Genomic DNA, 9,285 nt, shown 5'->3' with positions numbered 1-9,285 from the left:
GCCGCGTTCCCCGCCCGGTCAGCAGCTGCGCAGCTCCGGGGACTGGTGCAGCAGCTGGGCCCGCATCGAGGTGAACTCCCGGTACTCCGCGCCGCCCTCCGCGCCCACCGGGAAGACCGCCACCCGGTGGCAGTTCATGAAGGCCAGCTTGACCCCGAAGTGCCGCTCCAGCGAGCCGCGGATCGAGTCGCTGGCCATCGCCCGGAGCAGCTGTCCGCGCTCGGCGTCCGTCGGCGGCTCGATCCGGTTGTCGGCGAACGGCGCACCTCCGTCGGCGAGCTCGGCGGTGAGCCGCTCCACCGTGCGGTACGCGAAGGGCAGCGAGTCGCGCACGGTGGTCACGAAGTCGGACTCGGCCACCTCGCCGGCCTCGGCCTGGGCCAGCAGTTCGGGGGAGACGGTCAGGGACATGGCGGCATCACACTCCGGTCGACGGGGACGAGGAAGAGGTAGTGCAAATGAAATCCATTTCCACTAAGCCTGATCCTGGATCACCCCTGACGCCCTGTCAAACGACACGCCCCCGCGCCGCCGCCGGGGCCCGGAACGGCGAGGGCCCCCGCCGATCGCTCGGCGGGGGCCCTGGCGAGCCGGAACGGTTCGGCTACTGCAGCGGCACCGTGGTCAGCGTCCCGGGGCTCGTCCCCTTGAGCGCACCGGTCAGGGTGTCCCGCCAGATCGGGCCGGCCAGCGTGCCGCCGAAGGCCTGGCCCACCACCTGGCCGCCGATGCTCTGGCCGTCCAGCGACTTCGGGTTGTCGGTGTCGGTCACCACGGTGGCGCCGGACAGCTCGGGCGTGTAGCCGACGAACCAGACCTGCTTGCTGTCGTTGGTGGTACCGGTCTTGCCCGCGCTGTCCCGGTCGCTCAGGCCGGCCGGCGCACCGGTGCCGTCCTGCACCACGCCCTTGAGCATGGTGGTGATCGCGTCGGCGGTGTCGGCGGACATCGCCTGGGTGCACTGGCTCTTCGGCACGTTGACCGGCTTGCCGTCGGGGCCGGTCACGCCGGTGATCGCGGTCGGTGCGCAGTAGCTGCCGTGCGCGGCGAAGGTGGCGTAGACGTTGGCCATCTCCAGCGGGGTGAGCGCGTTGGTGCCCAGTGCCATCGCCGGGGTGACCGCCAGCTGGGTGCCGCCGGCCTGCTGGGTGATGCCCAGCTTGTTGGCCATCTGGGCGACGCTGCACAGGCCGACGTCACCCTCCAGCGAGGCGAAGTAGGTGTTGACCGACTGCGCCATGGCGGCCGGCATGCTGAACGGGCCGACCAGCGACTTGGCGTCGTTGTGCACCTCGTCCTTGGACGGGTACCGGTTGCCCGAGCAGTCCTTCATGGCCGGCCAGAGCATGCTGTACGGCGAGTCGTAGCTCTGCGACGGGGTGATCCCGCCCTCCAGCGCCGCGGCCGCCACGATCGGCTTGAAGGTGGAGCCGGTCGGGAAGCCCAGGCCGCCGCCCATCGACTTCTCGACGTTGTAGTTGATCTGGGTCTGGTTGGCGTTCACGCCGTACGGGCGGCTCTGGCCCATCGCGACGATCTTGCCGGTCCCGGGCTGCACCACGGTCATCGCGGTGGCCGCCTTGTCCGAGGCGTACACGTGCTTGGTGACCGAGGCCTGCAGCGCGGCCTGCGCCTTGGGGTCCAGGGTGGTGCGGATCTGCAGCCCGCCGCGCTGCCAGAGCGCCTGCCGGGCCTGGGCACTGGTGCCGAAGGCCGGGTTGGTGAGGACCTCGTTCTTCACGTAGTCGCAGAAGAACCCCTCGCCCTGCTGGGCGGTGATGCAGCCCTGCTGGGCCCGGCTGACGTTCAGCCCCAGGTCGGTCTTGATCGCGTCGTCGGCCTGCTGCTGGCTGATCGTGCCGTACTGGGCCATCTTGCGCAGCACGGTGTCCCGGCGCTCCTTGGCGGCCTTGGGGTTGATCACCGGGTCGTAGCCGGTGGGCGACTGCACCAGACCGGCCAGCAGGGCGGCCTGCGGCAGCGAGAGGTCGGCCGCGTGGACCGAGAAGTAGCGCTGCGCGGCCGACTCGATGCCGTACGCCTGCTCACCGAAGAAGGTGATGTTCAGGTAGTTGGTGAGGATCTGGTCCTTGGTCAGGGTCTCCTCGACCTTGATCGCGTACTTCATCTCCTTGAGCTTGCGCCCCACGGTCTGCGCCTGGGCCGCCTGCACCGCGGCCGGGTCGTCGCCGGCCTCCTCGACGAAGACGTTCTTCACGTACTGCTGGGTCAGCGTGGAGGCGCCCTGGGTGCCACCGCCGCCGGCGTTGTTGGTGATCGCCCGCAGCACGCCCTTGACGTCGATCGCGCCGTGGTCGTAGAACCGGTTGTCCTCGATGTCCACCAGGGCGGACTTCATCAGCGGGGATATCCGGTCGCTGGTCACCACGGTGCGGTCGCGGTCCCAGACCGTGGCGATCACCCCGCCCGCCGAGTCGTAGATCGTGGAGGCCTGCGACAGCGCCGGCGTGGTGAAGTCGTCCGGCAGGCTCTGGAAGTCGTCCACCGCACTCTTGGCGGTCAGGCCCATGCCGCCGACCGCCGGTATCGCCACGCCCGCGGCAAGGACTCCGGCCACCGCGCTGACGCCGAGGAACTTGGCGGTGAGCCTGCTGTTCCGGACAAACTTGCCCATCTGCGACGAATGCATGCAGGAACTCTATGCACGAAAGATGAGTAAATCGGACCAAACGGGGGGCGTCCTCCGTCACAAGCCTGCGACAATGTGCGCCTACGGATCTTCCGAGGTGCGACTGCCATGAACCAGGGCCCGGCCCCGACCACCCCCGAACTGCCCGGCCCGCTGGCGGCGCTGGCGCCGTTCCTGGAGCACTACGGGTACCTCGCGGTGGGCCTGCTGGTGCTGCTGGACAACGCCGCGCTCCCGGTGCCCGGGCAGACGGTGCTGATCCTGGCCGCGGTCTACGCCGGCGCCGGGCAGCTCTCCCTCGCGGGCGTGGTGGCGGTGGGCCTGGTGGCCGCGATCCTGGGGGACTGCCTGGGCTACCTGCTGGGCCGCTACGGCGGCCGGACCCTGGTGCACCGGTACGGGCGCTACGTCGGCCTGAGCGGCGAGCGGCTGCTGCGGGCCGAGGGCTTCTTCACCCGCAACGGCGGCAAGGTGGTGCTGGGCGCCCGGTTCGTCGACGTGCTGCGGCAGACCAACGGCATCATCGCCGGCACCACCGGGATGGACTGGCGCCGCTTCCTGCTCTGGAACTGCCTGGGCGCCGTCGCCTGGGTGGGGGTGTGGAGCACGATCGGCTATCTGGCGGGCGGCAACATCGACCAGATCTACCGGCAGGCGCTGCGGTTCCAGCTCTACCTGCTGCTCGCGGTGGTCGCGGTGGTGGCGGTGCTGGTCGGCCGCGCCGTGCTGCGCAGGCGCCGCCGCTCCTGAGCCGGAGCCGGCGGCACCTGCGACCAGCGGGTTCTCAGGGGAGCAGGCGCTCCACGGCCACCGCGCCGTCCCGCTCCAGGGCCTGCCGGGCCTTCTCGATCAGTTCCGGCGTCGGGGTGCGGCCGGAGGCCATCACCAGGTCCTCCGGGTCCACCGGGTGCTCGGCCCCGGTGTGCAGCAGGTGGTCGGGAGTGGGCGACTCGTTGTCGATGGGCTCGGACATGGGAAGCCTCCGTCGGTCGGATGGACCCTGCACTCACGAGTGTGGAACCGAAAGGCCCGCCGGCGCACCTGGGCACGCCGGTGGAGCGAACTCCGTTTGGCCGCACGGGCGCGCCCGGGCCGGTTCGACTGCATAGTCTGCGACCATGACCAGCCACGAAGTGACGTCCCGGGTCGGGGCACGTTCCCGGGAGCAGGTTGAGGACGCGCTGGCGCGTCTGGAGTACATCGGCGAGGCGCCGTTCGAGCACTCGCCCGCCCGCCGCGGCGCGCTGGACGGCTACCACTGGGCGCTGGGCCACGGGCGGCTCGCCCCGGTGACCGGCAGCTCGGCCACCTCGCCCGAGGGGCCCTGCCCGGCCCAGTTGGCCGCCGAGCAGCAGGCCGCCCAGGTCCGCCACCTGGACCTGCGGACCGACCCGGACCAGCGCGAGCACGCCCGCGGCGTGCACGACGCGCTGGCCTGGGTCTGCGGCCGCAGCGACGTGCAACCCTAGGCGACGCCCAGCCCGAGCGAGCGCCGCAGGAAGTCCAGCGAGTGCTCCAGCACCCGTTGGCCCACGGGCGAGTGGGTGGCGCCGCCGAGCGGCAGCACCTCGTGCGGGCGGCCGGCCGCCAGCAGGGCGCCGGACAGCCGCAGGGTGTGGGCCGGGAAGACGTTGTCGTCCGCCAGGCCGTGCACCAGCAGCAGCGGGCGGCTCAGCTTCGGCGCGTCCAGCAGCAGCGAGCTCGCGTCGTACCGGTCCGGGTGCTCGTCGGGGTGGCCGAGGAAGCGCTCGCGCCAGTGCGTGTCGTACAGCCGCTGGTCGGTCACCGGTGCGCCGGCCACCGCCGCGTGGAAGACGTCCGGCCGGCGCAGCACGGCCGCGGCCGCCAGCGTCCCGCTGTAGGACCAGCCGCGGATCGCGGCCCGGGAGAGGTCGAGCTCCGGGTGGCGCCCGGCCATCGCGTGCAGGGCGGCCACCTGGTCGTCCAGGGCCGGGCCGAGCACGTCGCCGGCCACCTCGCGCTCCCACCGCGGCCCGCGCCCGGGCACCCCGGCGCCGTCCACCACCAGCACCGCGAAGCCCTGCTCGGCGAACCACTGGGAGACCAGCCCGGAGCCGGTCTGCGCGTTGACCACCTTGCGCATCGCCGGGCCCGCGTACGGGTCCAGCAGCACGGGCAGCGGGCCGTCGCCCGGGCGGTACCAGCCGGGCAGGTGGAGCACGGTGGGCAGCGCGCGCGGGCCGGCCGTGGTGAGCAGCCGGCGCTGGGCCAGCACCGGGGTCTCGGCCAGCGAGGCGACGTCGAGCGCGGGGCGGTCGGCGCGGTGCACGGTGACCCGGGTGCCGGGACGGTCGGGGGAGAGCGAGCTGCGGACCAGGGTGCCGGCGCGCCGGACACCCGTGTGGACGCCGGGGTGCTCGGTCAGCCGGCGCACGCCGTGCCCGGGGCGGTGGGTGAACAGGTGGGTCTCGGTGGCCTCGGCGGCCGCGGCGAACAGCACCTCCTCGCCGTCCACCCCGAGCACCTCGTGCAGCTGCAGGCCGGGCTCGGTGACCGGGGTGCCGGCCACGGTCAGGTGGCGGGTCCCGTCGAGGTCGGCGAAGCCGAGCAGGGCGCCCCCCGCGGTGCGGGCGGGCAGGCCGGGGACCAGCTGCACCCAGTGCGCGTCGCGCTGCTCGTGCAGCACGGTGGTGGTCCCGTCGGCGGGGTCCACGGCCAGCACCCGGACGGTGCGCTGGTCGCGGGTCTGCACGGCCGCGAACGGGCCGTGCCGGTCCCAGCCGGCGGCGGTCAGGTACTCGAAGCCGGCCCGGTCCCAGCGGACCTCGGCGCGGGTGCCGTCCAACTCCGCCAGCCAGAGGGTGACCTCGGCGTTGGCGGTGCCGACCGGGGGGTAGCGGACGGCGCGCGGGGGCCGGCCCGGCTCGGCGGGGTCGGCGATGTGCCACACCGTCACCCGTGACTCGTCGACCCGGGCCAGCAGCAGGCGCTCGCCGTCGGGGGACCACCAGTAGCCGCGGTGGCGGCCCATCGACTCGGCGGCCACGTGCTCCGCGCGGCCGAACGTGACCTCCGGTCCGTCCGGCACGGCCACTGCACGGTCGCCGGTGCCGTCCGCCTCGATCACCCGCAGCGCGCCCGCGCTCAGGTAGGCGATCCGCCGTCCGGTCGGGTCCGGGCGGGGCTCCACCACCGGGCCCGCGGCGGGCAGCCGGCGGGCGGTGCCGCTGCGGGTGTCCGCGGCCCACAGGTCGCCGGAGAGGGTGAAGACGGCCAGCGCCGCGGCGGCGTCGGTGGTGTAGGCGACGATGCCGCCGCCGAGCTCGCGGGCCCGCTCGCGGCGGGTGCGCTCGGCGTGGGAGAGCTCCTCGGCCGCGCCGCCGAGCAGGGCGGCCGGGTCGACCAGCAGCCGCTCCCGGCCGGTGTCCAGGTCCAGCGACCAGAGGCAGCCCACCGGGTCGTCGCCGGCCCGGCTGCGCAGGAAGAGCACGCCGGCACCGTCCGGTGAGACGGTGAACCGGCCGGGCAGGCCGAGGGCGAAGCGGCGGGTGCGGGCGAGCTGCTGGGGGAGGGTGTCGGTCGGCATGCCCGACACTCTGTCACCCGGTGATCGGGCGTTTCCCCCGGTTTTCAGGCCGGCAGGCCGTGGTCGGCCGCCAGCCGGCCCAGGGCGGTGTTCAGCGCCGTGCGCTCCGGCTCGGAGAGGCCGGCGGTGAACTCGGCGTCCAGGTCGTGCGCGGTGGCGGCGCAGCGGTCGAGCAGGGCCCCGCCCTGGTCGGTGAGGGTGAGCTGCTGGCGGCGGCGGTCGCCCGGGTCGCGCAGCCGGCGCACCGCGCCCAGCGCCTCCAGCCGGTCGGCCACGGTGACCACCAGGCTGGGCGCCACGCCCATCGCCCGGGCCGCCTCCAGCTGGGAGAGCGGACCACCGGCGCGCAGCAGGGTGAGCAGGCCGACGTCCTTGGGCTTGAGGCCGAAGGCCTCGATCCGGTCGGTGAACCGGGCGGTGACCAGGGCACCGAGGGTCCCGAGCCGGAAGCTGGTGCTGCTCGGCAGCGGATCGATGCTGGTCATGCGACGAACGGTAGCACCCGACAACCGTTCATGCCGAGAACGGTCCCGGTGGGCCGCCCGGACAACTCCGGATGGCGGGAGGGTGACGAGCGTTCAGCCGAAAAGGGTGGCCAATCCGCCCATCCGGGGTGCGGCGGGCGCGCGCTGGGGCCACGCTGGGGCTATGGGCGGAGTCGAGCGGCCACACAGGGTGACCGGAGGCGGATTCCGTCCAGCATCCTGGAGTCCTCACCCTGGAGCTGACCGATGACCTCGGACCTGACCTCCCACCAGCTCACCGCCGCCCAGTCGCCGATCCCGATCGACTACCACCCGATCGGCGGCGCGGCCCAGCAGTTGCTGGTCAGCGGCGAGCAGTTGCACGCCAACGCCTGCCTCTACTGCGGCACTGAGCAGCAGTTGCACACGGCCGGGCACGCCTACACCCACAGCGGCGGCCTGGCCTGGGTGGTGGTGGCCTGCGCCGCCCACCTGGCGCTCGGCCGCGCCGAGGTGCAGGCGGCCGCGCTGCCGGCGGAGCCGGCGCCGGAGCCGCCGGTGAGCTGACGGCGCCCGGACCCGTTGCCCTGCCCCGTGTGCGCGGGGCAGGGCAACGCCGTCAGGTCGCCGTCGCCGCGGCCAGCCGCTCCCAGCGGTCCCGGGTCGGGCCGTCCGCGGGCGGCCGGAAGCCCGGGCGGTCGGCCAGCCAGCGGCTGACCCGGTCCTGCACCGCCGGATCGGCGTACGCCTCGGCCGCCGGCCGGACCAGGTGGCGGACCTGGGCCCGGGCGCGCATCACCTGCGGGTCCTCCAGCGCGCACCAGGGCAGCGCGCTGCGCACCGTGGCCGGGGCGTCGGGGAGCGGGGCGGCCGCCCCGCGCTCGGTCAGCTCCCGCTCGAAGGCGAGGTCGGCGGCCACCTGGCCGTCGAACCAGGGGCGCAGCTCAGCCAGGGCCCACCGGTGGAACCCGGTGCTGAGCCCGGCGTCGGCCGGCCCGGCGTGGTGGGCCAGCCACTGGGCCGCCCGGAAGCCCAGCGGGATCCCCTGACCGTGCGTCGGGTTCAGGTGCACCAGGCTGTCGCCGATGGACAGCAGGCCGGTGGCGACCGGTCCCCGGGCGTCCACCAGCGACGTCCACCGGTTGTCCAGGCCGGCCATCGCGCGGACCGGGCCGACCGGGTCGTGCGGCAGGGCCAGCCAGTCCGCGCAGCCGGTGAAGGTGCGGGCCAGGCGCTCGAAGACCGCGGGGTCGCGCAGCGCTGTGCGGGTGGGGTCGGTGCTGCCGACCGTCAGGGCGACGGCGAACCAGCCGTTGTCGCCGGGGAAGACGCCGCCCGAGGCGAACGGGGTGGCGGCGCCGGCCCGGACCCGGCCGGGGGAGGCGGGGGCGTCCGGGCGCAGCCGGTACCAGCGGCAGAAGTAGGCGATCCCGGTGCGGTGGTTCTCCACCACCGGCGGGCGGGTGCCGGCCGCGGCCAGCAGGGCCGGGACGGGGGAGCGGCGGCCGGCGGCGTCGACCACCAGGTCGGCGCCGAGGGCCTCGCCGCCGGCGAGGCCGACGCCCGTGACCTGCTGACCGTCCATCAGCAGGCCGGTCACTTCGGCACCGTGACGGAGCGTCAGATCCGCCTGCTGCTGCACCGCTGCGGTGAGGGCGGCCTCCAGCAGGATCCGGCGGCCGCGCACGGTGACCAGTTCGTCGTCGCCGGCGCGGGCCGGCGGGTGCTCGCCGAACCAGTCGAACTCGTGCCACTCGGTGGCGCCGCGCCGGAGCAACTCGGCGTAGACGTCCGGGGCTTCGGTGCGCAGGACGGTGCGGACCGGAGCGAGCAGCGAGTGCGGCTGGACGGCCTGCGGAACGCGCGGGCGCAGCCGGGTGAACTCGGCGTCCAGATCGGGGCCCAGGGGTCGTGGTTCGCGTTCCAGCACCGTCACCCGGTGTCCCCGCCGGCCGAGGAACAACCCCGCCGCCAGCCCCGTGATACCGCCGCCCACCACCACTACGCGCACCTGGACTCCCCTCGTCCCGTTTGCGTACCGACCTTACTACGCGCCGGTGCCCGGTCGGCCGGGCGGGTGCCGGAGGGGGCGCCGGGCGGCTCCCGGCGCCCCGTCGGGCGGGCCCGGGGTCAGGCCGGGGAGCCGAAGTCCTGGGTCCACCAGGGGCCGCCCGGGCCGAGGTGGATGCCCACGCCGAGCTCCTTGAACGAGCAGTTGAGGATGTTGGCCCGGTGGCCCGGACTGTTCATCCAACTGTCCATCACGGTGCCGGGATCGGCCTGGCCGCGGGCGATGTTCTCGCCCCAGGAGCTCCACTGGTAGCCGACCGCGTCGATCCGCTGCTGCGGGCCCGCGCCGTCGGGGTTGGTGTGGTCGAAGAAGTTGCGGGCCGCCATGTCGTCCGACTGGTGCTGGGCGGCCTGCTGCAGCTTCGAGTTGGCCGTCACGGCGCCGCAACCGTGCTGGGCGCGCTGCGTGTTGACCAGGTCCAGCACCTGCTGCGCCCAGCCGGCCACGGTCGGCGTGCCGCTGTCCCGGCGGGTCGGCGCCGGGCTCGGGGACGGGTCGACGTAGATCCGCAGCTCGTCCTCCAGGTCGCCGCACAGGCTGAGCGCGTCCACCG

At 74.2% G+C, this 9,285-nt stretch carries 10 protein-coding genes; 3 read left to right on the top strand and 7 right to left on the bottom strand.

The window, feature by feature from the left end; translation table 11 throughout:
- Window positions 1-18: 18 nt before the first annotated feature.
- Together ACFW1A_RS34110 and ACFW1A_RS34105 are read right to left on the bottom strand one after the other, a co-directional pair.
- Complete coding sequence (locus ACFW1A_RS34110; RefSeq protein ID WP_380416013.1) at window positions 19-411, bottom strand: SCO5389 family protein; 393 nt, start codon at window positions 409-411, stop codon at window positions 19-21.
- Between the two features lie 193 nt (window positions 412-604).
- Window positions 605-2,650, bottom strand: coding sequence for a transglycosylase domain-containing protein (locus tag ACFW1A_RS34105; protein WP_380416011.1), 2,046 nt, complete (start codon window positions 2,648-2,650; stop codon window positions 605-607).
- Between the two features lie 108 nt (window positions 2,651-2,758).
- On the opposite strand from ACFW1A_RS34105, the gene ACFW1A_RS34100 reads away from it, so the two are divergent.
- Window positions 2,759-3,400, top strand: a complete 642-nt coding sequence (locus tag ACFW1A_RS34100; protein ID WP_380416009.1) for a DedA family protein — start codon at window positions 2,759-2,761, stop codon at window positions 3,398-3,400.
- A gap of 34 nt (window positions 3,401-3,434) precedes the next feature.
- Here ACFW1A_RS34100 and ACFW1A_RS34095 read toward each other — a convergent pair whose 3' ends face one another.
- Window positions 3,435-3,623 carry a hypothetical protein gene (locus ACFW1A_RS34095; RefSeq protein ID WP_380416007.1) on the bottom strand — a complete coding sequence of 63 codons (189 nt, stop codon included), beginning with the start codon at window positions 3,621-3,623 and terminating at the stop codon, window positions 3,435-3,437.
- A gap of 145 nt (window positions 3,624-3,768) precedes the next feature.
- Here ACFW1A_RS34095 and ACFW1A_RS34090 point away from each other — a divergent pair, with 145 nt between their 5' ends.
- The gene (locus tag ACFW1A_RS34090; protein WP_380416005.1) at window positions 3,769-4,119 is read left to right on the top strand and encodes a hypothetical protein; all 351 of its coding nucleotides are present in this window, start codon (window positions 3,769-3,771) and stop codon (window positions 4,117-4,119) included.
- On the opposite strand, the gene ACFW1A_RS34085 is transcribed toward ACFW1A_RS34090, so the two are convergent.
- Both ACFW1A_RS34085 and ACFW1A_RS34080 read right to left on the bottom strand, forming a co-directional pair.
- Complete coding sequence (locus tag ACFW1A_RS34085) at window positions 4,116-6,197, bottom strand: prolyl oligopeptidase family serine peptidase (protein ID WP_380416003.1); 2,082 nt, start codon at window positions 6,195-6,197, stop codon at window positions 4,116-4,118. The genes ACFW1A_RS34090 and ACFW1A_RS34085 overlap by 4 nt on opposite strands.
- 44 nt (window positions 6,198-6,241) lie before the next feature.
- Window positions 6,242-6,682: a MarR family winged helix-turn-helix transcriptional regulator gene (locus ACFW1A_RS34080; protein WP_380416001.1), complete on the bottom strand. Its 441-nt coding sequence runs from the start codon at window positions 6,680-6,682 to the stop codon at window positions 6,242-6,244.
- Window positions 6,683-6,928: 246 nt separating this feature from the next.
- Between ACFW1A_RS34080 and ACFW1A_RS34075 the strand changes: the two genes are divergently transcribed.
- A complete protein-coding gene (locus tag ACFW1A_RS34075; RefSeq protein ID WP_380415999.1) occupies window positions 6,929-7,228 on the top strand; it encodes a hypothetical protein in 300 nt (99 codons plus the stop codon).
- Window positions 7,229-7,280: 52 nt separating this feature from the next.
- Here ACFW1A_RS34075 and ACFW1A_RS34070 read toward each other — a convergent pair whose 3' ends face one another.
- Both ACFW1A_RS34070 and ACFW1A_RS34065 read right to left on the bottom strand, forming a co-directional pair.
- Complete coding sequence (locus tag ACFW1A_RS34070) at window positions 7,281-8,672, bottom strand: NAD(P)/FAD-dependent oxidoreductase (RefSeq protein WP_380415997.1); 1,392 nt, start codon at window positions 8,670-8,672, stop codon at window positions 7,281-7,283.
- 119 nt (window positions 8,673-8,791) lie between these two features.
- Window positions 8,792-9,285, bottom strand: a 494-nt coding sequence (locus ACFW1A_RS34065) for a CAP domain-containing protein (RefSeq protein WP_380415995.1), incomplete at its 5' end; no start/stop codon positions are given.

The sequence above is a fragment of the Kitasatospora sp. NPDC058965 genome, assembly GCF_042741245.1.
Taxonomy (GTDB): Bacteria; Actinomycetota; Actinomycetes; order Streptomycetales; family Streptomycetaceae; genus Kitasatospora.
Note: the sequence above shows the minus strand (reverse complement) of the source record. Positions and strands in the feature narration are given on the sequence as shown.

Coding starts and splice junctions, on each gene's coding strand:
- ACFW1A_RS34075 (WP_380415999.1), top strand. CDS start 6,929: ATGACCTCGGACCTGACCTCCCACCAGCTCACCGCCGCCCAGTCGCCG.
- ACFW1A_RS34100 (WP_380416009.1), top strand. CDS start 2,759: ATGAACCAGGGCCCGGCCCCGACCACCCCCGAACTGCCCGGCCCGCTG.
- ACFW1A_RS34105 (WP_380416011.1), bottom strand. CDS start 2,650: ATGCATTCGTCGCAGATGGGCAAGTTTGTCCGGAACAGCAGGCTCACC.
- ACFW1A_RS34095 (WP_380416007.1), bottom strand. CDS start 3,623: ATGTCCGAGCCCATCGACAACGAGTCGCCCACTCCCGACCACCTGCTG.
- ACFW1A_RS34110 (WP_380416013.1), bottom strand. CDS start 411: ATGTCCCTGACCGTCTCCCCCGAACTGCTGGCCCAGGCCGAGGCCGGC.
- ACFW1A_RS34090 (WP_380416005.1), top strand. CDS start 3,769: ATGACCAGCCACGAAGTGACGTCCCGGGTCGGGGCACGTTCCCGGGAG.
- ACFW1A_RS34080 (WP_380416001.1), bottom strand. CDS start 6,682: ATGACCAGCATCGATCCGCTGCCGAGCAGCACCAGCTTCCGGCTCGGG.
- ACFW1A_RS34085 (WP_380416003.1), bottom strand. CDS start 6,197: ATGCCGACCGACACCCTCCCCCAGCAGCTCGCCCGCACCCGCCGCTTC.